At 61.0% G+C, this 21,643-nt stretch carries 24 protein-coding genes; 7 read left to right on the top strand and 17 right to left on the bottom strand.

Translation table 11 applies throughout. From position 1 onward, the window contains the following. Positions 1 to 85: 85 nt before the first annotated feature. The 7 genes from HYN24_RS11915 to HYN24_RS11885 form a co-directional block, all read right to left on the bottom strand. On the bottom strand, positions 86 to 1,336 hold the full coding sequence (locus tag HYN24_RS11915; RefSeq protein WP_117609451.1) for an EAL and HDOD domain-containing protein: 1,251 nt from the start codon (positions 1,334 to 1,336) through the stop codon (positions 86 to 88). A gap of 9 nt (positions 1,337 to 1,345) precedes the next feature. Further along, positions 1,346 to 2,722: a phosphomannomutase/phosphoglucomutase gene (locus HYN24_RS11910; RefSeq protein ID WP_117609450.1), complete on the bottom strand. Its 1,377-nt coding sequence runs from the start codon at positions 2,720 to 2,722 to the stop codon at positions 1,346 to 1,348. 98 nt (positions 2,723 to 2,820) lie between these two features. Continuing rightward, positions 2,821 to 3,834: a YheT family hydrolase gene (locus HYN24_RS11905; protein WP_240327665.1), complete on the bottom strand. Its 1,014-nt coding sequence runs from the start codon at positions 3,832 to 3,834 to the stop codon at positions 2,821 to 2,823. Between the two features lie 46 nt (positions 3,835 to 3,880). Continuing rightward, a complete protein-coding gene (locus tag HYN24_RS11900) occupies positions 3,881 to 4,312 on the bottom strand; it encodes a nuclear transport factor 2 family protein (RefSeq protein WP_117609449.1) in 432 nt (143 codons plus the stop codon). Continuing rightward, a complete protein-coding gene (waaF, locus tag HYN24_RS11895; RefSeq protein ID WP_117609448.1) occupies positions 4,309 to 5,319 on the bottom strand; it encodes a lipopolysaccharide heptosyltransferase II in 1,011 nt (336 codons plus the stop codon). Before waaF ends, HYN24_RS11900 begins: the two co-directional genes overlap by 4 nt. A 58-nt stretch (positions 5,320 to 5,377) precedes the next feature. Next, complete coding sequence (locus tag HYN24_RS11890; RefSeq protein ID WP_117609447.1) at positions 5,378 to 5,566, bottom strand: zinc-finger domain-containing protein; 189 nt, start codon at positions 5,564 to 5,566, stop codon at positions 5,378 to 5,380. Between the two features lie 14 nt (positions 5,567 to 5,580). Next, positions 5,581 to 6,501 (bottom strand): branched-chain amino acid transaminase, encoded by a 921-nt coding sequence (locus HYN24_RS11885; RefSeq protein ID WP_117609446.1) that lies wholly within the window; start codon positions 6,499 to 6,501, stop codon positions 5,581 to 5,583. Positions 6,502 to 6,590: 89 nt separating this feature from the next. On the opposite strand from HYN24_RS11885, the gene HYN24_RS11880 reads away from it, so the two are divergent. Genes HYN24_RS11880 through mnmA form a run of 3 tightly spaced genes read left to right on the top strand, consistent with a single transcriptional unit; the run spans position 6,591 to position 8,684 of the window. Continuing rightward, entirely contained in the window at positions 6,591 to 7,040 is a 450-nt protein-coding gene (locus tag HYN24_RS11880) for an NUDIX hydrolase (RefSeq protein WP_117609445.1), read from the top strand. After that, positions 7,040 to 7,594 (top strand): hypothetical protein, encoded by a 555-nt coding sequence (locus HYN24_RS11875; RefSeq protein WP_117609444.1) that lies wholly within the window; start codon positions 7,040 to 7,042, stop codon positions 7,592 to 7,594. The genes HYN24_RS11880 and HYN24_RS11875 overlap by 1 nt, the downstream gene beginning before the upstream one ends. Further along, positions 7,587 to 8,684 carry a tRNA 2-thiouridine(34) synthase MnmA gene (gene mnmA / locus HYN24_RS11870; RefSeq protein WP_117609443.1) on the top strand — a complete coding sequence of 366 codons (1,098 nt, stop codon included), beginning with the start codon at positions 7,587 to 7,589 and terminating at the stop codon, positions 8,682 to 8,684. Before HYN24_RS11875 ends, mnmA begins: the two co-directional genes overlap by 8 nt. Here mnmA and HYN24_RS11865 read toward each other — a convergent pair. Both HYN24_RS11865 and HYN24_RS11860 read right to left on the bottom strand, forming a co-directional pair. Further along, positions 8,674 to 11,121 (bottom strand): bifunctional diguanylate cyclase/phosphodiesterase, encoded by a 2,448-nt coding sequence (locus HYN24_RS11865; protein WP_117609442.1) that lies wholly within the window; start codon positions 11,119 to 11,121, stop codon positions 8,674 to 8,676. The genes mnmA and HYN24_RS11865 overlap by 11 nt on opposite strands. A gap of 133 nt (positions 11,122 to 11,254) precedes the next feature. Next, the gene (locus tag HYN24_RS11860; protein WP_117609441.1) at positions 11,255 to 11,863 is read right to left on the bottom strand and encodes a glutathione S-transferase; all 609 of its coding nucleotides are present in this window, start codon (positions 11,861 to 11,863) and stop codon (positions 11,255 to 11,257) included. A 94-nt stretch (positions 11,864 to 11,957) separates the two neighbouring features. Between HYN24_RS11860 and purB the strand changes: the two genes are divergently transcribed. The 4 genes from purB (at position 11,958) to HYN24_RS11840 (ending at position 14,501) form a co-directional block, all read left to right on the top strand. Continuing rightward, a complete protein-coding gene (purB, locus tag HYN24_RS11855; RefSeq protein ID WP_117609440.1) occupies positions 11,958 to 13,325 on the top strand; it encodes an adenylosuccinate lyase in 1,368 nt (455 codons plus the stop codon). After that, positions 13,326 to 13,601: a zinc ribbon domain-containing protein gene (locus HYN24_RS11850; protein ID WP_117609439.1), complete on the top strand. Its 276-nt coding sequence runs from the start codon at positions 13,326 to 13,328 to the stop codon at positions 13,599 to 13,601. Beyond that, positions 13,602 to 13,919: a DUF2322 family protein gene (locus tag HYN24_RS11845; protein ID WP_117609438.1), complete on the top strand. Its 318-nt coding sequence runs from the start codon at positions 13,602 to 13,604 to the stop codon at positions 13,917 to 13,919. It abuts the gene before it with no gap. A gap of 102 nt (positions 13,920 to 14,021) precedes the next feature. Further along, positions 14,022 to 14,501: a cytochrome c gene (locus tag HYN24_RS11840; RefSeq protein ID WP_117609437.1), complete on the top strand. Its 480-nt coding sequence runs from the start codon at positions 14,022 to 14,024 to the stop codon at positions 14,499 to 14,501. Positions 14,502 to 14,554: 53 nt separating this feature from the next. Here HYN24_RS11840 and HYN24_RS11835 read toward each other — a convergent pair whose 3' ends face one another. From HYN24_RS11835 to HYN24_RS11800, 8 genes are all read right to left on the bottom strand, one after another. Then, positions 14,555 to 15,241 carry a cytochrome b/b6 domain-containing protein gene (locus tag HYN24_RS11835; RefSeq protein ID WP_117609436.1) on the bottom strand — a complete coding sequence of 229 codons (687 nt, stop codon included), beginning with the start codon at positions 15,239 to 15,241 and terminating at the stop codon, positions 14,555 to 14,557. After that, entirely contained in the window at positions 15,238 to 16,182 is a 945-nt protein-coding gene (secF, locus tag HYN24_RS11830) for a protein translocase subunit SecF (RefSeq protein WP_117609435.1), read from the bottom strand. Before secF ends, HYN24_RS11835 begins: the two co-directional genes overlap by 4 nt. Positions 16,183 to 16,197: 15 nt before the next feature. After that, complete coding sequence (gene secD, locus HYN24_RS11825) at positions 16,198 to 18,072, bottom strand: protein translocase subunit SecD (protein WP_117609434.1); 1,875 nt, start codon at positions 18,070 to 18,072, stop codon at positions 16,198 to 16,200. 48 nt (positions 18,073 to 18,120) lie between these two features. Then, the gene (gene yajC / locus HYN24_RS11820) at positions 18,121 to 18,447 is read right to left on the bottom strand and encodes a preprotein translocase subunit YajC (protein WP_117609433.1); all 327 of its coding nucleotides are present in this window, start codon (positions 18,445 to 18,447) and stop codon (positions 18,121 to 18,123) included. Positions 18,448 to 18,492: 45 nt separating this feature from the next. Next, a complete protein-coding gene (tgt, locus tag HYN24_RS11815) occupies positions 18,493 to 19,602 on the bottom strand; it encodes a tRNA guanosine(34) transglycosylase Tgt (RefSeq protein WP_117609432.1) in 1,110 nt (369 codons plus the stop codon). After that, positions 19,592 to 20,638: a tRNA preQ1(34) S-adenosylmethionine ribosyltransferase-isomerase QueA gene (queA, locus tag HYN24_RS11810; protein WP_117609431.1), complete on the bottom strand. Its 1,047-nt coding sequence runs from the start codon at positions 20,636 to 20,638 to the stop codon at positions 19,592 to 19,594. The genes tgt and queA overlap by 11 nt, the downstream gene beginning before the upstream one ends. 209 nt (positions 20,639 to 20,847) lie before the next feature. Beyond that, positions 20,848 to 21,147 carry a hypothetical protein gene (locus tag HYN24_RS11805; RefSeq protein ID WP_205421385.1) on the bottom strand — a complete coding sequence of 100 codons (300 nt, stop codon included), beginning with the start codon at positions 21,145 to 21,147 and terminating at the stop codon, positions 20,848 to 20,850. A gap of 170 nt (positions 21,148 to 21,317) precedes the next feature. Next, entirely contained in the window at positions 21,318 to 21,527 is a 210-nt protein-coding gene (locus HYN24_RS11800) for a hypothetical protein (RefSeq protein WP_240327664.1), read from the bottom strand. Positions 21,528 to 21,643: the final 116 nt, after the last annotated feature.

Genomic DNA, 21,643 nt, shown 5'->3' with positions numbered 1-21,643 from the left:
GTCTAATGAAAATGGAGCGATTGTAGATCACGGCCAGCCCCCCATTGTGCTGGTGCTGTCGCCTTTTTGTAACAGCGGGTAGCGCTTATGACGGTTGTTCCTGGCCGATGCAGTTAGCCCATTGCAAGGCTTGGGTCTGACCTTTGTTGAGGGCCTTCGGACTGAGTTCCGGCAGTTCGGCCAGGGCGGCCGAGAGCGTCGGCAGATCGCCATCTTCGCTGCCTTGTGCCACGCGCAGCAGGCTGCCAAGGCGGCCACTACCGTCGCACAGGGCATCGCGCAGGCTGGGCGTCAGGCCAAGCGGGGCCACCACATCGGCAATCGGCAAATTGACCAGTGCCGGCATCAGCGACATGATCCCGGCCATGAAGGCCTGGTCGGCGAAGCCTACGTCGCCCGGCTGCAGTTCGCCGGCCAGGATTTCCATCAGGCGACCACGGGTGGCGGCGAGCAATAACAAGGGATTGCAGCCGCTGGTCTGCGGGCCGGCGGCAAAAACCAGCAGTTGCAGCCAGCGTTGTAACTGGCGGCGGCCAAGGACGGTGATGGCATGACCCAGCGAGTTGATTTTTTCCGATCCGCCTGAGCCGACCGAGTTGGTCATGCGCAGCAGGTTGATGGTCAGACCGGGTTCGGTCTTGAGCGCGGCTTCAAGCTCCGAGGTATCAGCGTCGCCGAGCAGCAAGCCCATCAGTTTCATCAGGGACAGCTGCGAATGATCGAGTTTCTTGCCGGAAATGATCGTCGGCTTGGCAAAGTAATAGCCCTGGAAGAGCGTGAAACCGAGCTTGAGGCATTGTTCCATCTGCTCGCGCGAATCGACTTTTTCGGCCAGCAAAACCTTGCCCATCGGCTTCAGCTTCATGACCAGCTGCATGAGCTGGACGCGCGACAGCGGCTGGATATCGACTTTGACGATCTCGACCAGGGCCAGCAACTCGGCGTATTCCGGTTCAAGCTGGATGACATCGTCAAGCGCCAGCGTGAAGCCGGCCGCTTTCAGCGCAATGCAGCGTTCGATGACGGCCGGGGTCGGCGGTACGGTTTCGAGAATTTCGAGAACGACGGCGTGGCGCGGCAGCAATTCGAGCATGTCGCTGAACAGGAAGGCTTCATCGACATTGATGAAGCCGCGACAATTGCCCAGAGCCGCCTCGACGCCAAGTTCGGTAAAGGCATTGGCGATGACCGTGGCGGTGGCCTGGACGCCGCAACCGACCTCGGCAAAGTTGCGGCTGCCATCGCGAAATAGCAGTTCGTAGGCGAACAGTTTCTGATCGCGGTCGAGAATCGGCTGGCGGCCAAGATAGAGCTGGTCGGCTGCGTTATCGCTCACGTATGTTCCTTAAAACGGCAGTTGAATCCCCGGCCAGACGGCCTTCAGGGCCTCACGAAAATCGGCCTGGATACGCTCCAGTGCGACGGCGTTGTCGGCCTCAAAACGCAGAACCACGACGGGGGTGGTGTTCGACGGGCGGGCCAGACCGAAGCCGTCCTTATATTCTACGCGAACGCCATCGATTGTGACAATTTCATCGGCTCCGGTGAATTTGCCATTTGCCTTGAGCTTGTCGATCAGGGTGAACGGTTCGCCCTCTGCCATCTTGATGTTAAGTTCGGGCGTCGAGGGCGAATTCGGCAGGTTTTTGAGCAGCGGGTTGGCATCGGCCGCCCGGCTCAGGATTTCGAGCAGGCGGGCTCCGGTGTACAGGCCGTCATCGAAGCCGTACCAGCGTTCCTTGAAGAAGGTGTGGCCAGACATCTCGCCGGCCAGCGGAGCGCCGGTTTCGCGCAGCTTGGCCTTGACCAGGGCGTGGCCGGTATTCCACATCAAGGGGACGCCGCCGTGCTGTCTGATCCACGGGGCAAGGAGGCGCGTGCATTTGACGTCATAAATGATGGTGCCGCCCGGCACACGCGACAGTACATCGGCGGCGAAGAGCATCAGCTGGCGGTCGGGGAAGATGATTTCGCCATCCTTGGTGACGACCCCGAGACGGTCGCCATCGCCGTCGAAGGCAATGCCGATTTCGGCGTCGGTATCCTTGAGGGCCTTGATTACATCAGCCAGGTTTTCCGGCTTGGAGGGGTCCGGGTGATGATTCGGGAAATTGCCATCGACCTCGCAGTACAGCGGCACGATCTCGCAGCCGAGGCGCTTGAAGAGTTGCGGGGCGATCGCGCCGGCGACGCCGTTGCCGCAGTCCATGACGATTTTCATCGGGCGGGCCAGTTTGACGTCGCCGACAATCTTGTCGACATAGGCGGCGAGGACATCGGCGCTGTGGCGCTGGCCCTGGCCATGTTTGAGATTGCCGGCTTCGATCCGCTTTTTCAGGTCCTGGATGGCCTCGAGGGCCAGGGTATTGCCGCCGATGACCATCTTCAGGCCGTTGTAATCCGGCGGATTGTGGCTGCCGGTGACCGAAACGCAGGAGTGGCAGCCGAGTTCGTAGGCGGCGAAATAGGTGACCGGCGTTGGTACGCAGCCGACGTCGATGGCATCGACCCCGGCGGCGCAAATGCCGTCCATCAGGGCGCCGGCCAGCTCGGGGCCGGAGAGGCGGCCGTCACGACCGACGGCGATGGCCTTCTGGCCTTGTTCGACGGCCAGTGAACCGAGGGCGTGACCAATCTGGCGGACGACATCGGCAGTCAGCGATTTATTGACGATGCCACGAATGTCGTAGGCCTTGAAGATTTCAGCGGGAAGTTGGCTCATGATGGTCCAGTCGTTAAGTTTGCTGCGGGGGCCTGAATAATTTATGGATATCGTGGGCAACTCTGTGCGCCAGCGCCCATAGGCCCAATCTGCATGATTTATGACGATTCGAAAAGAAAGAAGTGTAAAAGTCTTTGCGCTAGCCAGTCCAGATTTCCCGGAAAATTGCCGGTGACAAAGCCCACGTGTCCGCCGCTTTCGGGTTGTTCGAGACGGACGAATGGGCTGACCTCGGCGGCGGTCGGGAGGTAGTGGGCGGGGAGGAATGGATCATTTTTCGGGTTGACGGCCAGCGTCGGCACGGCAATCGATTTCAGCCACGGCTTGGCCGAGGCCCGTTGCCAGTAATCATCGGCACCGGCAAAGCCATGGATCGGGCCGGTAACAACATCGTCGAACTGGTAGAGATTGATCGCCCGACGCATGCGAGCCTCGTCGAAAAGACCGGGAAACTGATCCAGGCGGCGGGCCGAAATGGCTTTCAGCGTCGTCAGGAAATGGCGCGTATAAATCCGGTTGAAGCCCTTGGCCAGATGGTGGCCGCAAGCGGCGAGATCAAGTGGCGCGCAGAAGGCAGCGATGCCAGTGACCACGTTGCCGGCGGCGACGCCCTGTTCACCGGCCCATTTGAGAAGGGCGTTGCCGCCGAGCGAAACGCCGGCGGCGTGCAGCTTGCGTCCGTTGTTGCTGGCTTGCAGTCGGCGCAGAATCCAGTCGATTTCGGCCGCGTCGCCGGAGTGATAGGCGCGTGGCCGGCGATTCAGTTCGCCCGAACAGCCGCGGAAATGTGGCACGGCGAGACGCCAGCCGGCCGCCTTGCAGGCGTGGGCGGTGGAGATGGCGTAATGGCTGCGGGCGCTGCCTTCCAGGCCGTGGAAGAGGACCAGCAAAGGGGAGTCGGGCGGGCCGTCGAGATGATCGACATCGATGAAATCGCCGTCCGGCGCCTCCCAGCGCTCGCGCCGCAATTTGAGCGGGCGTGGCTTGATGAGGAGCGGCCAGAGGGTTTGCGCCTGGCCGCCGGGCAGCCAACTTGGGGCACGATAAGGCTTCATCGGTGGGTTGGCGGCAAGTGCCGAGGCTTGGCGAAGGGGGGCAACCCTGCCGTGCATTTCCCCTTGCCTCTGCGTCCTGGCATCTGGCGGGTATGTCTCACGTTCAATGCAGGGTGTGCGGCACGGCTTCCGCCATGGCCTGATGGCCATCGTCGGCGGCCGAGGCGTGGCGGCTGGCAAGACGCCAGCCATGCGGGCCGCGGACATAGATATGGGTGACGTAGAGCGGGCCGTGCGGGCTCGGGTCGTCTCCGACAAAAAGAATCTCGGTGAGATGATGGACGGCGATTACCGTCCCGTTCCAGTGCGCCACCTGTTCTGGCTGAACACGCAGGCGGGCATTGGCAAAGATACTGCGCCAGCTTTCGCGGATCGGCAGCAGGCCGAGCAGGCGGACGCCGGTTGGATGGACACACAGTGTCTCATCGTCCTCGGCCCAGACGAGCATCATGCGGTCGGCATCACCTTCGCTGATGGCCTCGTAGAAGGCCCGTTCGACGTCGTCGGGCAGGGCGAAAACGGTGGTGCCGCTCATCCGGCTATCCTTTTCTGGCAGGCGGCAAAGACCAGTTCCGGCGATAGCTTGTTCAGGCAGTCAAGATGGCCGAGTGGGCAGTCGCGTTTGAAACACGGGCTGCAATCGAGGTTCAGGCTGACGATGTCGGCCTGCTCGGAAAGGGGCGGCGTGAAGCCGGGCGATGACGAGCCGTAGAGGGCAACGATCGGGCGGTCGAGCGCGGCGGCAACATGCATCAGCCCCGAGTCGTTGCAGACGACCAGTTCGCTCATGGCCAGCAGGTCAACGGCCTGGGCCAGCGAGGTGGCGCCGCACAGGTTGCGGCAGAGGCCGGGGGCCAGTTGCGAGATTTCCTCGGCGACGGCGTGATCTTTCGGTGAGCCGAAAAACCATACGGTAAAGCCCTGTGCCGCCAGCTTGTTGGCCAGAGCAGCGAAGTGGGCAGCCGGCCAGCGTTTGGCCGGACCGTATTCGGCCCCGGGGCAGAAGGCGACGATGCGCTGAGGGCGGTTAAGGCCGAGTTCGGCCAGTGTCGTTTGCTGGGTATTCGCCGTCGACCGGATTTTCGGATGGGCAATCGGTTTCGGTAGCGGTGCGCCGGGCGCTTCAGCCAGTTGGGCAAAGCGTTCGACCATGAGCGGCAGGGCGATTTTGTCCAGGTTGTGGCGGATATTGATCAGGCCGTAGCGCGATTCGCCGGTAAAGCCGATGCGTTGGGGAATGCCGGCCAGCCACGGTACCAGTGCCGATTTGAGCGAATTGGGCAGGACGTAGACCGCATCGTAGTTGCGTGCCGCCAGCAGGCGGGCCAGCTTCCAGCGTGGTTTCAGCGACAGCTGGCCGTGGCCGAAGGGGCTGTCGATAACCTCACTGATCTCGGCCATGCGCAGGAGGACAGGCGCTACCCAGCGCGGAGCGATGGCATCGAGCTGGAGGCCGGGATGCTTGGCATGCAGTCGCGCGAACAGCGGCTGCGCCATGATGGTGTCGCCGATCCAGGAGGGGGCGACGATGAGGGCTTTCATGCGTTGGTGATCGCCGCTTGCCGGTCGTTCGCAACGAATGACCGGCAGGCAAAAGCTATCAGTGATGCCCCTTGGGCGCTTCGCCGGTGAACACGTACTTGGTCGAGCAATACGGGCAGGTTACTTCGCCGGTCTTGAGGACGTCGAGGAAGACGCGCGGATGCTGGCTCCACAGCGCGACGTCGGGGGTCGGGCAGTGCAGCGGCAGATCGTGGGCGGTGATTTCAACGGATTTCTTGTCGGACATCGTGTTCTCCCTGGTTAGACCGTGGCGAGCCAGTCGGCATGCGCTGCCGAGCGGCCATAGACCACGTCGAAATACTTTTCCTGCAGCGCCTTGGTGATCGGGCCGCGATGGCCGGCGCCGATCTGGCGGTTGTCGAGTTCGCGGATCGGCGTGACTTCAGCGGCGGTACCGGTGAAGAAGGCTTCATCGGCGCAATAGACTTCGTCGCGGGTGATGCGCTTTTCAATCACTTCAACGCCCATTTCGCCGGCCAGCTGGATCACCGTGGCACGCGTGATGCCTTCGAGGCAGGCCGTCAGGTCGGGCGTGTAGAGCTTGCCGTTCTTGACGATGAAGACGTTTTCGCCAGCCCCTTCGCAGACATAGCCTTCCGGATCGAGAAGCAGGGCTTCGTCGTAGCCATCAGCCGTCGCCTCGTTGTTGGCGAGGATGGAGTTCATGTAGTTGCCCGAGGCCTTGGCGCGGACCATGGTGATATTCACATGGTGACGCGTGAAGGACGAGGTCTTGATGCGGATGCCGCGCTGCATGCCTTCTTCGCCGAGGTAGGCGCCCCACGGCCAGGCGGCGATGATGACGTGCACCTTGGCGCCCTTGGGCGAAACACCCATCTTTTCCGAGCCGTAGAAGGCGAGCGGACGCAGATAGCCGGACTCCAGCTTGTTGGCGCGAATGACTTCCTTCTGTGCTTCGTTCAGCTCTTCGGCCGAATACGGCATCTGCATCTGGAAGATGTGGGCCGAACGGAACAGGCGCTCGGTATGTTCCTTGAGGCGGAAAATCGCCGTGCCGCGCTCGGTCTTGTAGGCACGGACGCCCTCGAATACCCCCATGCCATAGTGCAGGGAGTGGGTGAGGACGTGGGTGGTGGCTTCACGCCAGGGCACCAGTTTGCCGTCTTGCCAAATAAAGCCGTCACGATCCGACATGGACATGTTCGATTCTCCGTCTTGCGCGTATCAAAGCCGACAATTCTAGCCGAAATCAGACGTTAAAATAGCGCTTTTGCCGATAGAGCTTTCTCATGGTCTGGAAACCCCACGTTACGGTTGCTGCTGTCGTCCAGCGTGACGGCAAATTCCTGCTGGTCGAGGAGGAGACCGATGTCGGGCTGGCCTTCAATCAGCCGGCCGGCCATCTTGAAGAAGGCGAGGCCCTGGTCGATGCGGTCGTTCGCGAGACGCTCGAGGAAACCGCCTACCATTTCAAGCCGACCCACCTGGTCGGCATCTACCACTGGACCCATCCGACCAAGGAAGACACGACCTACCTGCGCTTTGCCTTTGCCGGCGAATTGCGCGGCTACGAGGCCGGTCGCCGGCTCGATGACGGTATCGTCGCCGCCCGCTGGCTGACGCTCGATGAAGTGAAGGCCAGCCAGAACAGGCATCGCAGCCCGTTGATTCTGCGCTGCATCGAGGATCATCTTGCCGGCCGGCGGTATCCGCTTGACCTGTTGGTCCATTACGGCTGATGCGGCGCTGGTATTTCGCCCTTCTCCTTTTGCTGTCAGGCGCGGTTCTGGCCGATGAGTCGGTGCGCGTCTGTTACGGCTACAGTTGCGTGGCGCAGGCGGATATTCGCTTTACCGAAGGCCAGCTTGGCGAGGTTCGCCGGATATTGTCGGCGGCGGAGGATGCCGAATCCGAGCGCGGCCGGCTGGCTGAGGTGATCGGACGGCTCTATGCCTGGGCCGGCGAACAGTCGTATATCCACAATGATCGCGGCGGCAACTACGCCGATGGGCACATGCCGGGCAAAATGGACTGCATTGATCATTCAACGTCGACAACGCGCCTGCTCAAAATGCTTGAGGCGCGGCACTATCTGCGCTGGCATGGGGTATTGGCGCCAGTCGAGCGCGGGTTTGCCAAGATGTTGTTCGTCCATTGGTCGGCCCTGATTGAAGAAAAAGCGGCGGGTGAGGCAGGGCGCTTCGTCGTCGATAGCTGGTTCGTTGATAATGGACAGCCTGCGGTGATCCTGCCGCTGGGTGAATGGATGAAAGGGGCTGGGCCCGATGTCTGAAAAAACTGTAGTGGTCGGCCTGTCCGGCGGTGTTGACTCTTCCGTTGCGGCCTTGCTGCTCAAGCGTCAGGGCTGGAAGGTGATCGGTCTCTTCATGAAAAACTGGGAGGACGATGATACCGAGGAGTACTGTTCGTCGCGCCAGGACCTGATCGACGTCATGAGCGTCGCCGATCGTATCGGCATTGATGTCGAGGTGGTCAATTTCGCCGCCGAGTACCGCGAGCGTGTGTTCGCTGAGTTTCTGCGCGAATACCAGGCCGGGCGGACGCCGAATCCGGACATCCTGTGCAACTCCGAAATCAAGTTCAAGGCCTTCCTTGATCACGCCATGCAACTGGGCGCCGACAGGATCGCTACCGGCCACTATGCCGGCGTCCGCGAGTTCAACGGTGAATACCAGTTGCTCAAGGCCGAGGACGGCACCAAGGATCAAAGCTATTTCCTCTATCGCCTCAATCAGGCGCAACTGTCGAAGACCCTGTTTCCGCTGGCCGATCTTTACAAGCGCGAGGTGCGCAAGATCGCCGAGGCGGAAAACCTGCATGTGGCGACCAAGAAGGACTCGACCGGCATCTGCTTTATCGGCGAACGGCCGTTCAAGGATTTTCTTGCCCGTTACCTGCCGCCGAAAAAGGGCGAAATCCGTCGTCTTGACGACGGCAAGGTGCTTGGCGAGCACGACGGCTTGATGTTCCACACCATGGGCCAGCGCAAGGGGCTGCATATCGGAGGGCTGAAGGAAAAGGGACAGCCTGGCGGCGGTGACCACGATGCCTGGTTCGTCGTCGGCAAGGATATGGAAAAGAATGTGCTTTATGTCGGGCAGGGGCACGATCATCCGGCCCTGCTCAAGAGCGAACTGGTGGCCGAGCAGTTGTCCTGGGTTTCCGGCCGGGCGCCCCACACGCATTGGGTATATACCGCCAAGCCGCGCTACCGGACGGCCGATCAGCCGTGCGAGGTCGGGGTTGTCGATGGTCAAAGCTGCACGATCAATTTCGCCGAGCCGCAGTGGGCATTGACGCCAGGCCAGTCGGTGGTGCTTTACGAGAGCCGTGTCTGTCTTGGCGGGGGCGTTATTCGCTAGCGGTATCGACCGGCTCGCCGGTTTTTTCGGCGACCGGGAGGATCTCGCCGCTGCCTTGTGACCATTGGGCTTCGAGCGTTGCCGGCGCGACCGCACTGCTGAAGTAGTGTCCCTGCAGGATGTAGCAGCCGGCCTCGCAGAGCATGTCGACCAGAGCGTAGGTTTCGACCCCTTCCGCAACGACCTCGAGATCGAGTGTCGTGCACAGGTCGACAATGGCCTTGATGATGGCCTGCGAAACCGGGTCGTTGACGGCTTCCATGATGAACATCCGGTCGATCTTGACGACGTCGATCGGCAGCGTGCGCAGATAGGCCAGGCTCGAGTGGCCCGTACCGAAGTCATCGATGGCAACGGTGATGCCTGCCGCCTGAAGAGCCTGCAAGGTGGCGATGGCCTTATCCGGCTGCGTCATGATGAAGCTTTCGGTGACCTCCACCTCGATCAGCGTGGCCGGAATGCCGTGACTGGCACTGGCCTTGAGAAAAAGGGCGACCAGATTTTCATGTTGGAACTGGCGCGACGAGATGTTGACCGCAACCCGCTGCCAGCCAAAGCCACGGGCATGCCAATCGGCAATTTGCCGGCAGGCCTCGGAGACGACCCAGTGGTCGATCAGATCGACCAGTCCAGCATCTTCGGCCATGGGAATGAATTGCTCGGGGGAAATCAGACCCTTTTTCGGGTGGTTCCAGCGGATCAGTGCCTCGTAGCCTTCGACGGTCCGGTCAATGGCGTGTACCTTGGCCTGATAGTGCAGGGTCAGTTCCCGGTTGGTCAGCGCCTCGCGCAACTCGTATTCGAATTCGAGTCGTTGCTTGGCCAGCGTGGACATGTCCTGCTGGAAAAAGGCGAATGTGCCCCGGCCGGCCGCCTTGGCCGCGTAGAGCGCCATGTCGGCATTTTTCATCAGTGTGTTGGCATCGTCGCTGTCATCGGGATAAACCGCTATACCAATCGAGGTGCGGATGTGGATGACCGTTTCGCTCAACTCGAGTGGCGGCTCAAGCGCGGTAATCAGGGCTCGGGCCAGTCGTGAGCAGTCTTCGGTATCCCTGACATTGTTCATGATGACGACGAACTCGTCACCGCCCAGGCGGGCCAGGGTGTCGGAAAGGCGAATGCAGCCCTTGAGACGGACGGATATCTCGCGCAGCAGGATGTCACCGATATGATGACCTAGGCTGTCGTTGATGCTCTTGAAATGATCAAGGTCGAGAAAGAATACCCCCAGCTTGGCCGAGTTCTGACTGGCCTGGGCGATGCCCTGTTTGAGTTTCTCAAGCAACAACGCGCGATTGGGCAGGCCGGTCAGCGGGTCGTGATTGGCCATGTGCCGGAGCTGTTCATCCTTGTGATGGGCATCGGTGACGTCGCTGGCAACGGCGACGTAATGGGTGACCCGGCCACGCTTGTCGCGCACCGCATCCATCGAGCGCCGCTCTAGAAAGAGGCTGCCATCCTTGCGCGAACTCCACAGTTCTCCTGACCACTTGCCCGTTTCGATCAGCTCGCGCCACAACTCGGCATAGGCCGACTGGTCGTCGATGCTGGCCTGCAGGATATTGGCCGGCTGGCCGATGATCTCGTCCGGTGTATAGCCGGTTATGTTGGTGAAGGCCGGATTGACTTCAATGATCTTGCCCTCGGCGGTGATGACCATGACTGCTTCGGCCGTGTTTTCGATCACCGAGAAGGCCAGTCGGATACGTGCGGTGCGTTCCTCGACCACTTGCTCAAGGCGGATGTTGTGATCCTGCAGGGCGGCCTGGGAGGATTCCAGGGCGGCGTTGAGCCGATTGACCACTTCCTGTTGCCGGTAGGCATCAGTCAGCAGCGATTGCTTGTCGAACAGGCTGGTCTTGGCCTCGACCAGCATCCGTCGGGCCTGGCCATGGCTGACGAACATGATGCCGAGAAAGCCGAGGGCCAGGCCACTGAGGGCCGGGCCGCCGCCGGGAGCATCGAAGATCAGGATGGAAATGGGGACCAGGCAGCAGGTCAGGTAAAACCGTGCCGACCAGCGCAGTGGGGCCAGTACGGTGGCCGCTCCGCCGGCCATGCCGGAGAGGACGCAGACCATGGTCAGTCGCTCGATGGTGTTGGCTGCAGCAAAGGTCAGCGGAGCGAGCGCCCCCCAGAGCAGGGCCATGAGGATGACGGGGACGACAAACAGCGACTCCTTCTGGCTGACCGACATGGTCTGCTTTTCATTGGCGAAACGCAGCAGGCTGAGGAGGCGGGCGATGGTGAGGGTGAGGGCGCCGGCCAGCCACCACGGGTTGAGCAATTCGCCGGCGTTGATCCAGTGAATGATGATCAGTCCGCCAATGACGATCAGGGTCATCGGAATGCCGCCGTAGCCCTGATGGTAAGCCTCGTCAATCAGCGCTTCGCGCAGTTGCTCGCCGTGGGGAGAAGGGGTTGATGCACTCATGGGCCAGGCTGATCTCTAATGGGGAACGGGGGCGTGAATCCTGTCGATGGGCTTGTTGGCGGTCGGGCTGATCAGTTTGCCATGACTTTTGCATGGTCGGGGCGAAAAAAAGGCGCCAGCGGCGCCTTTTCGGTCAGTCGTGCGGAACGGTGTCGGCAAAGGGCGGACGTTGCAGCAGCTTGTCGTAGAGCTTGGCCAGATTCGGGTGGCTTTCCTGCCAGGCAATGTCGGGGAAGCGGAAGCACAGATAGCCGAGCGCCGTACCGACGGCAATGTCGGCCATCGAAAAGTGGGTGCCCATGCAAAAGGTCTTGTCGCCCAGTTCGCCGGCCATGAAGGCCAGGCTGCGCGTCACCTTGTCCTGCTGACGCTTGATCCAGCTGGCGCTCTGTTCCTTCTTCGGGCGCTTGCCTTCAAGCAGGGCCGCCACGGCTGCATCGCACAGCCCGTCAGCCAGGGCTTCCCAGCGCTTGACCTCGGTCCGTTCGCGGTTGGGGGCCGGGAAGAGCTTGTTGTTGGGGGTGACGTTGTCGATGTATTCGACAATGACCCGCGAGTCGAACAGCGGCGTGTTGTCGTCAAGGACCAGCACCGGGATCTTGCCCAGCGGATTGATGTCGGGAACTGTGCTGTCTTCAAGCCAGGGAGAATTGATGACGAGTTCGTAGTCGATCTTTTTTTCAGCCAGAACGATCCGTACTTTGCGGACAAACGGGCTGGTGTGGGAGCCGATCAGCTTCATCGTGAGCTCTGTGATTTGGGGACTTCGATTATAGCGTATGGCGAGGGCTTCTCCGGGCAGGTAAAATGTCCGGCTTACCGAAAAGGATGCCCCGATGACTTTCAATCCGCTGACTGCCCTTTCCCCGCTCGATGGCCGCTACGCCGGCAAAGTTGACGCCCTGCGCGAGCATTTTTCCGAGTTTGGCCTGATCAAGGCGCGCCTTAAGGTTGAGATCGAGTGGCTCAAGGCCCTGGCCGCCGAGCCGCATTTCACCGAAATCGCTGCATTTTCGCCAGCTACCGTGGCCGAACTCGATGCCCTGGTTACCAATTTCACGGTTGAGCAAGCGGCCGAAGTGAAGGCCGAGGAAGCCGTCACCAATCACGACGTCAAGGCGCTTGAGTACTGGATCAAGAAGAACACCAAGGGCAATGCCGAAGTGACCAAGGTCAGCGAGTTCATCCACTTTGCCTGCACCTCCGAAGACATCAACAACCTGTCGCACGCGCTGATGTGCCAGGGGGCCCGCGAACAGGGCATGCTGCCAGCCCTCGACAAGGTCATCGCCCGCCTGCGCGAGCTGGCTCACGTCAATGCCGAGGTGCCGATGATGAGCCGCACCCACGGCCAGCCGGCCACGCCGACGACGCTCGGCAAGGAAATGGCCAACGTCACCTATCGCCTGGAGCGCGCCCGCGCCCGTATCGTTGCCGTTGAACTGCTTGGCAAGATCAATGGTGCGGTCGGTAACTACAACGCCCACCTCATCGCCTACCCCGGCTACGACTGGGAAGGTTTTGCCAAGCGTTTCGTCGAGTCGCTCGGCCTGACCTTCAACCCCTACACCATCCAGATCGAGCCGCACGACGCGCTGGCCGAACTGTTCGACGCCTTTGCCCGCGTCAACAGCATCCTGATCGACCTCGACCGCGACATCTGGGGCTATATCTCCCTCGGTTTCTTCAAGCAGAAGGTCAAGGCCGGCGAAATCGGTTCATCGACCATGCCGCACAAGGTCAATCCGATCGACTTCGAGAACTCCGAAGGCAATCTCGGCCTGGCCAATGCCGTCCTCAAGCATCTTGCCGAGAAGCTGCCGATTTCGCGCTGGCAGCGTGACCTGACTGATTCGACGGTGCTCCGCAACATGGGTGTCGGCCTCGGCTACAGCCTGCTCGCCTACGACTCGCTGCTCAAGGGCTTGAACAAGCTGGAAGTCAATGTCGACATCATGAAGGCCGATCTCGACGCCAACTGGGAACTGCTCGCCGAGCCGATCCAGACGGTCATGCGCCGCTACGCCGTGCCCAACGCCTACGAAAAGCTCAAGGAGCTGACCCGTGGCACCCGCGTTTCGCGTGACGGCATGCAGGCCTTCGTGTCGACGCTGGACATCCCCGAAGCGGCCAAGGCAGACCTGCTCAAGCTGACGCCCTGGGACTACACCGGCAAGGCGGCTGAACTCGCCAAGCGTATCTAAATGCAGTGCAGCCAATGCGGTCAGGAAGTGCCGGCCGATGCCATTTACTGTCCGCATTGCACCGGTGAGCACAAGACTACCGACCGGCAAGTGATCAACGGTGGCATTCGGGGCGGCCTGCTCGGGCTTGGCCTCGGCCTGCTGCCGACGGTCTGGCTGCTCTTTCAATTCGGCCCGGAGCGCGGCATCAAGGCGATTGCCTTCATCATTCCGGCCGTCACCTTCACCACCGGGCTGATCGTCGGCCTGGTCAAAGCCAAACGGGAATGGAAATAAATGTCTTTTGCTGAAAATCTGAAAAAGCTCCCCGGCATCTCCCATCTTGCCGCCATCAACCTGCTCGACAAGGACGATGTGCTGGTCGCCAGCATTGAAAACAAGCCGGGCAGCCAGGGTTCGCTGGCAGTTTACAACCACCTGGCCCAGACCTATGGTTCGATCAATGCCGAGGCCGCCAGGAAAGGCATGGAAATTTTTGCCGAGCATACTGAAGACGAGCGCCTCAACCCCGGCAAGCATCCGAATATCGCCCGCCTCATCGCCATCGAACAAGGCGCACCGGCGCTGCGTGTCAAACACATATTTGAAATCTGATTCGGGCTTCAAGCCCTTATAATTTCGATGGAATAAGTAATGGCCTGAACTCGTTAACCCGATGTCAGGCTATTTTTTACCCTCTAATAACGGAGAATCCGCATGAAATCAAAGCTGTTGCTCGCCACTCTGGCGCTCACCATCGCCGGTACGGCATCGGCTCAACTCAAGACCAGTGACGCGATCAAGTTCCGTCAGTCTGGTTATACCTTCATGGCCTGGAATATGGGCAAGCTCAAAGGCATGCTCATCGACAATCCGGCTTCCTTCAACAAGGAACAGGCCATTGCCGCCGCCAACGTCATCGCCGCCACGGCCAATTCCGGCATGGGCGCGCTCTACGTTCCGGGTAGCGACAAGGGCAAGGGCTGGGAGACCACGCGTGCCAAGGCAGCTTTGTTCACCGACAAGGAAGGCGTCGGCAAGGTGGCTGTTGCCTTCAACAAGGAAGCCAACGAACTGGCCAAGGTTGCCGCCACTGGTGATGCTGCCGCGTTGAAGGTGCAGTTCGGTAAGGTCGGCGAAAGCTGCAAGGCCTGCCATGAGAAATTCCGCGAGGAAGAGCACAACCACGAACACTGATCGGCGGGATTGATCGCACCAAAAGAAAGGCCGCCCATGGGCGGCCTTTCTTTTTACCAGGCTGGCGTTGCTGCCGCCGGTGGGGCGGGGGGCTTCTCCACCCAGGCACCGGAGGCGCCGTAGCTTGCGGCCAGGCCGACCAGCAGGGCAAAGATCAGCGCAGGCAGACTGCCACCGCGGGCGCTATCGCCGTGGCTGACTTCCTTGTGGCCGGTGATCATTGGCTTGACCAGATTGTCCTTCTTGACCCGCACGTAATAAACGATGGCGGCGACATGCAGTCCGATCAGAATCATCAGCACGTCGAATATCTTGTGGTGCAGGCTGGTCGCCAGTCCGCCCAACTGGTCGCTGACCAGAGCGTAGAAGGGGCCGGCGAAGCCGGTGTCGTCGTTTTGGGCAAACAGGCCGGTGCTGAACTGCAAGGCAACCAGAGTGAGCAGGCCGAGGACCGAGAGGGCGCCCAGCGGATTGTGACCGAGACCTTGCCACTGGCCGGCCAGGTAGGACTTGATGGCAACCGGGCCGCGCACGAAGGTGGCGAAGCGGGCGTAGGTTGAGCCGGCGAAGCCCCAGGCCAGACGGAAGGCGATCAGGCCGACGATGAGGATGCCCAGGCGTTCATGCCAGACCAGCCAATTGCCGCCGTTCTCGCCGGTGAAATAGGCCCCGGCGATAGCGGCAACCAGCAGCCAGTGAAATAGCCGGGTGGGCAGATCCCAGACCAGAACCTTCTTCATACCACCGCGCCTTCTTCGTTGGCACCTTCGACAACTTTGGGCTTGACGATGAATTGCTCGCGCGAAACACCCAGCCACATGACCAGCGGGCTGGCGACGAGGACCGAGGAGTAGATGCCGAAGCAGATACCGATGGTCAGCGCCATGGCGAAGTAGTGCAGGGTTTCGCCGCCGAAGATGAGCATCGACAGCACCATCAGCTGCGTACAGCCGTGCGTGATGATGGTCCGGCTGATCGTGCTGGTAATGGCGTGGTCGAGCACTTCCGGGGTGGTCAGGCCGCGCACCTTCTTGAAGGTTTCACGGACCCGGTCGAAGACCACCACCGATTCATTGACGGAGTAGCCGAGTACGGCCAGTACCGCCGCCAGCACCGAGAGCGAGAACTCCCACTGGAAGAAGGCGAAGAAGCCAAGAATGATGATGACGTCGTGCAGGTTGGCGATGATGGCCGACACCGAGAAGCGCCATTCGAAGCGGAAGGCGAGGTAGATGACGATGCCGATGACGACGAGCAACAGCGCCATCGCGCCATTTTCAGCGAGTTCCTTGCCGACCTGCGGGCCGACGAACTCGACGCGGCGCAATTCGGCACCCGGCGCTTCGGCTTCCAGCGACTTCATGACCGATTCGCCGATCTGGTTGCTGCTCTGATCAGCCTTGAGCGGCAGGCGGATCATGACGTCCTGCGACGAACCGAAGTTCTGCACGGCATAGTCCGAGAAACCGGCCTTGCCCAGCGCGCCGCGAATCTTCTCGAGATCCGCCGCCTGCTGGTAGTGCGTTTCGATCAGCGTGCCGCCGGTGAATTCAACCGACAGGTGCAGGCCCTTGGTGAACAGAAAGACGACGGCGAGCAGGAAGGTGATGAGCGAAATGACATTGAACTTCAGCGCATGGCGCATGAAGGGAATGTCTTTGTGGATGCGGAAGAATTCCATGTTCGTCTTTCCTTCTTATTTGCCGGGGGTGGCCGTGGTGCCGGGTTTCCACAGTTGGCCGATGGCCACCTTGGTCAATTTCTTCTGGCTGCCGTAGATCAGGTTGACCAAGCCGCGCGAGACGAAGACTGACGAGAAGATCGAGGTCAGGATGCCCAGGCAGTGGACCACGGCGAAGCCGCGAATCGGGCCGGAGCCGAAGATGAGCAGGGCGAGGCCGGCGATCAGGGTGGTGATGTTGGAGTCGAGAATGGTCGCGAAAGCACGTTCGTAACCTTCCGAAATCGCCCCCTGCGGCGGCATGCCGCTACGCAGTTCCTCGCGGATCCGTTCGTTGATCAGCACGTTAGCGTCGATGGCCATACCGAGCGTCAGGGCGATAGCCGCGATGCCCGGCAGGGTCAGCGTGGCCTGCAGCAGCGACAGGATGGCGACCAGGAAAAGCAGGTTGGACGCCAGGGCAATGACCGAAACGACACCGAACATCTGGTAGTAAAGGATCATGAAGACGGCGATGGCGGCAAAACCCCACATCGTCGAATGGAAGCCCTTCTGGATGTTTTCGGCGCCGAGCGACGGGCCGATGGTGCGTTCCTCGATGATGTCCATCGGCGCAGCGAGCGAACCGGCGCGCAGCAAGAGCGCCGTGTCGTTGGCCTCCATGGTGCTCATGCGGCCGGAAATCTGCACGCGGCCACCGCCGATTTCGCTGCGGATGACGGGGGCCGTGACGACTTCGCCCTTGCCCTTTTCGATGAGCAGAATGGCCATGCGCTTGCCGACGTTCTCGCGGGTGATGTCCTTGAAGATGCGGGCGCCGGCCGAGTCGAGCGTCAGGTGCACGGCGGCTTCGTTAGTCTGGTTGTCGAAGCCGGGCTGGGCATCGGTCAGGCGGTCGCCGGTCAGGACAACCTGTTTCTTGACGAGCAGGGGCTGGCCGCCGCGTTCGTTGTAGACCTCGGAGCCAAACGGCGGGTTACCAGCGAGAGCCGCTTCGAGTGCGCCGGTCGAGTCATCGACCATGCGGATTTCGAGGGTCGCGGTGCGGCCGAGGATGTCCTTGGCCTTGGCCGTGTCCTGCACGCCGGGCAACTGGACGACGATGCGGTCGGCACCCTGCTGCTGGATGACTGGCTCGGCGACGCCGAGTTCGTTGATCCGGTTGTGCAGGGTAGTGATGTTCTGTTTGAGGGCAAATTCGCCGAGCTTCTTCTGGGCTTCCGGCTTCAGCGTGGCAACCAGCTTCGGCTCGCTGGCGTCGCCCTGTTCGCTGACGAGCAGGTCGGGCTGGCTATCGCCGATGGCGTAACGGGCCTTGTCGCGGGTATCGGTGTCGCGGAACTTGACGACGATGCGCTCGCCTTCGCGGTTCACGCCGCCGTGGCGGATGTTCTTGTCGCGCATGACGGTGCGCAGGTCGGCCGAGGTCGAATCGAGCTTCTTGGTCAGGGCGCCCTTCATGTCGACTTGCAGCAGGAAGTGCACACCACCGCGCAGGTCGAGACCGAGATACATCGGCAGCGCATGCAGCGAAGTCAGCCACTGCGGCGAGGCGGCCAGCAGGTTGAGGGCGACAACGTATTGCGGATCGGCGGCGTTCGGGTTGAAGGTCTTTTCCAGGACATCCTTGGCCTTGAGCTGGGTGTCGGTGTCCTTCAGGCGGGTCTTGACGCCATTGAAGTCGAGCTGGATGCCATCGTGGGTGATGCCGGCGCTCTTTAGGGCGTCCTCGACACGGGCCTGGGTCTTGGCATCGACCTTGATGGTGACCTTGGCGCTGGAAACCTGTACTGCCGGCGATTCGCCGAAGAAATTGGGCAGGGTATAGACGAAGCCCAGCAACAGCGCGATGGCGATGGTGATGTACTTCCAGAGTGGGTAGCGATTCATGGCGGCTTCAAAGCGAAAAAGGCGGCACGATGCCGCCTTTTGGGGTGATTACAGCGACTTCAGCGTGCCCTTGGGCAGAACCAGGCCGATGGCCGGCTTTTGCAGGACGACTTCGGTGCCGGTAGCGATTTCGACGGTGACGTAGCTGTCACCGACCTTGACGACCTTGCCGACGATACCACCCTGGGTGACGACTTCATCGCCCTTGGTCAGCGCTTCGAGCAATGCCTTGTGTTCCTTGGTCTTCTTCATCTGCGGGCGAATCATCAGGAACCACAGGACGACGAACATCAGGATCATCGGCAGCATCTGCATCAGGCCACCCGTCGGGTCGGCAGCAGCACCAGCGGTTTGAGCGTGGGCAAGACTAATCATGGTTGTAACTCCGGATAACTAAGAAATTCAGAACGCGCGATTCTATCACTCGCCGGATGACCGTTTGCGGACAAACTCGTCGGACCATTGGCTGAACGTGCCGCTTTCGATGGCGGCGCGCATTTCGGCCATGATCACCTGATAAAAATGCAGGTTATGGATGGTGTTGAGCATGCCGCCGAGGATTTCGCCGTGGCGGAAGAGGTGGTGCAGGTAGGAACGGGTGAACTGGGTGCAGGTGTAGCAGGTGCAGCTCGGGTCGAGCGGGCCGGTGTCGAGCTTGTAGCGGGCGTTCTTGATCTTGACGTCGCCGAAGCGGGTGAACAGGTGGCCGTTGCGGGCGTTGCGGGTGGGCATCACACAGTCGAACATGTCGATGCCGGCAGCCACCGAACGGACAAGGTCTTCCGGGGTGCCGACGCCCATCAGATAACGCGGTTTGTGCGTCGGCATGCGCGGCGCGACATGGGCGAGGACGCGCACCATGTCTTCCTTCGGTTCGCCGACCGAAAGGCCGCCGATGGCCATGCCGTCGAAGCCGATGTCGTCGAGGCCGGCCAGCGATTCGTCGCGCAGGTCTTCATACATGCCGCCCTGGATGATGCCAAATAGGGCGTTGCTGTTTTCCAGCTTGTTGTGTTCGTCGCGGCTGCGGCGCGCCCAGCGCATGCTCATGCGCATCGACTTGGCGGCTTCTTCGTGGCTGGCCGGGTAGGGCGTGCATTCGTCGAAGATCATGACGATGTCGGAATTGAGCACCTTCTGAATCTGCATCGAGATTTCCGGGGTCAGGAAAAGCTTGGCGCCGTCGTGCGGTGAGCTGAACTTGACGCCTTCCTCGGTGATCTTGCGCATGGCGCCGAGCGAGAAGACCTGGAAACCACCGGAGTCGGTGAGGATGGGCTTCTGCCAGTTCATGAAGTCGTGCAGGCCGTTGTGCGCGGCGATGACGTCCAGCCCCGGGCGCAGCCAGAGGTGAAAGGTGTTGCCGAGGCAGATTTGCGCGCCGATGTCGTGCAGCGATTGCGGCGTCATCGCCTTGACCGTGCCGTAGGTGCCGACCGGCATGAAGACGGGGGTCTGGATCTGGCCGTGGGCCAGGGTCAGGGTGCCGCGGCGGGCGGCGCCATCGGTCTTGAGGAGATCAAATTGCATCGGTTTTTTCCAGGAGCATGGCGTCGCCATAACTGAAGAAGCGGTAGCGGTCGGCCACGGCATGGGCATAGGCGGCGCGGATGTGGTCGTAACCGGCGAAGGCTGAAACGAGCATGAGCAGCGTCGATTTCGGCAGGTGAAAGTTGGTGATCAGGCGGTCGACCACCTTGAAGCGGTAGCCGGGGGTAATAAAAATGCTGGTTTCAGCCCCGCCGCTACGTACCGTGCCATCATCATTGCCGGCTGATTCGAGGGCGCGCAGGCTAGTCGTGCCAACGGCGATGACGCGACCGCCGGCAGCATGCGTGGCGGCAATTGCTGCAGCTGTGGCAGCGGGAATCTCGAAGCGCTCGCTGTGCATGCGGTGATCGGCAATTTTTTCGACGCGCATTGGCCGGTAGGTGCCGGCCCCGACATGCAGGGTGAGGAAGGCGGTTTTGACACCCTGTGCGCGCAGTGCCTCGAGCATCGCCTCGTCGAAATGCAGGCCGGCGGTGGGTGCGGCGACGGCCCCGGGTTGGCGGGCATAGACGGTCTGGTAGCGGGTTTCGTCAGCGCCTTCGGCCGGGTGTTCGATGTAGGGCGGCAGCGGCAATTTGCCGTATTGCTCGGCCAGTTCCCAAAAATCGCCGGCATCGACCAGTTCCAGTGCAAAAAAGTCACCGTCAGTACCGGCCCGACCCGTCATGCAGACGTCGAAGGCGTCAGCCAGACGCATTTTGCAACCGGTCTTGGGGGCCTTGCTGGCGCGAATCTGGCAGATGGCATGGGTCGCATCGACAATGCGTTCGAGCATGATCTCGACCTGCCCGCCCGTATCTTTCTGGCCAAAAAAGCGTGCCTTGATGACGCGGGTGTCGTTAAAGACGAGCAGGTCGCCGGCTTTGAGCAGGCCGGGCAGGTCGGCAAATTTCCGGTCAACGGTTTGTCCGGCACAGACATGCAGCAGGCGGCTGCCCCGGCGCTCGGCGGCGGGGTGCTGGGCGATCAGTTCGGGGGGGAGGGGAAAGTCGAAGTCGTCGACGGTCAACGACATGGGCAGAATCCGTTTTGAAGAGTGCAGCGGGCGAACGAGAAATTGAGTGCGGCGAACAGCCTTCCGGCAGCGGTGCATGGTCTACGGAAGGGCGCACATTCTATCACCGGGCTGTTTTATTCTCTTCGAAGCTGCTTGGCTGGGGCTTTCGCCAGGCAAAAAATGCCCCGCCAGATCGCGGGGCATTTTTTGCCTGCCTATGCGCCGGTTCAGGAGCAGCCTTTTTTGCCCTTTGCGTGCATCCCGCCGGCCTTGGCATCGGCTTCGCTCATGTAGGTGCCGGCCTTGGTCTTGCCGTAAAACCGGGTGCCCGGGCAGTGATAGACCTTCGACCCGGCGTTGGCCCATACCTTGCCATTTCCACCGCCGGGGGCTTCTGTTGCCGGCGTCTGGAAAGGTTTTTTCTTGGCGGCCTGCGGTGCATCGGGGTTGGCCGGGGTCTGCGCGATAGCCTGTGCCGTGACGAGCAGGCTGCCGCCCAGTAGCAGTGCCTTGATCAGTGTTTTCATACATTCCTTTCGAAGAGATCGAATGTAAAAAAAATATGCCGATGGCATATTGCCATCGGCATCAACACTATCGCCGGCGAGGCCAGGTAAGCACTGGGTGCAGGGGGTGGAATTTGAAAAGAATTGTAGCTACGGCCAGCGCCGATAGCCGGAGGCCGGCGAAGATGCTTCTAGTCCGTCTTCGCCTTGTCGCTGCCGGCGACTGCCTTGACCCCGGCGGCGGCCACGTCGACGGTCGTGCCAACCACCGTGGCGCCAACCTTGACCGTCGTCGACACCACCGTCACGGCGGCATCTGCCACGCTGACCACGGCGCAGCCGGAGATCGATAAAAACAGAAAAACAGCAAGAAAGAAGGGACGCATCGGCTCGGGCAGCATGGGTGAGGCGGCTAATTTAAGGCCCGACGGGCAAAAAGCCAATCCGTGTTATTGATTTTATGCAAACTTGCCCGGTATTGTCCTTGCCTAATCGGGCGGGATAGCGCACATTGAAA

Origin of the sequence: Dechloromonas sp. HYN0024 (genome assembly GCF_003441615.1) — a bacterium.
Taxonomy (GTDB): Bacteria; Pseudomonadota; Gammaproteobacteria; order Burkholderiales; family Rhodocyclaceae; genus Azonexus.
Note: the sequence above shows the minus strand (reverse complement) of the source record. Positions and strands in the feature narration are given on the sequence as shown.